The sequence below is a fragment of the Lyngbya aestuarii BL J genome (assembly GCF_000478195.2).
GTDB classification, from domain to species: domain Bacteria; phylum Cyanobacteriota; class Cyanobacteriia; order Cyanobacteriales; family Microcoleaceae; genus Capilliphycus; species Capilliphycus aestuarii.
The window spans coordinates 1-603 of sequence record NZ_AUZM01000328.1; the positions used below are offsets into that span (position 1 = coordinate 1).

Sequence of the window (603 nt, forward strand, 5' to 3'; positions counted from 1 at the left end):
CCAGTTTCTTGATAGTGCTGAATACAGGCATTTAAGGCAAAATTCCAATACCACCGTACACAACCAAACGATTTGACTAACGCCAATTCCTGTTCGGGTGTTGGGTAAAGCCTAACCTTTACTGCTCTATGCACTTGAATCACCCCCTTCGTTTGAGTGCTGTATTTACAAGATACACTGAATATAGCACAAGTTTTTTCAAGTGGAGATTATGAAGAACGATTTTGTTAGCGCTCGGGAGGTCTGTCAGTGACCTCAAAGTGCATTTGGTTTTGACAAACTTTGTATCGACGGAAAGTTTTTACTCTTGAAATGCTGAATAGGTTACATTCCATCCTTGAAGAATTACTTCATAAGTGGGATTGTAAATTAATTGAGTTTAACGGGGAAGACAATCATGTTCATCTTCTTTTTCAATACCATCGGTGATATTGCTTTAAGTAATTTGGTTAATAATCTCAAATCTGTAACGTCTCGAAAGCTTAGACAAGAATTTTCCGACCACTTAAATTCTTTCTATTGGAAAGATGTTTTATGGAATGGCTCTTACTTTGTTGCTAGTTGTGGTGGAATAACTATTTCAACTCGGCGACAATATATCGA

Annotated in this window: 1 protein-coding gene and 1 pseudogene; one reads left to right on the top strand and one right to left on the bottom strand. The window is 37.3% G+C overall.

The window, feature by feature from the left end; all coding sequences use genetic code 11:
- The coding region (locus M595_RS29880; protein ID WP_023069986.1) for a helix-turn-helix domain-containing protein at positions 1-143 on the bottom strand (143 nt) is incomplete at its 3' end.
- Between the two features lie 68 nt (positions 144-211).
- Here M595_RS29880 and tnpA point away from each other — a divergent pair.
- Positions 212-603 (top strand): annotated as a pseudogene (gene tnpA, locus M595_RS29885) (IS200/IS605 family transposase); the annotation flags it as partial.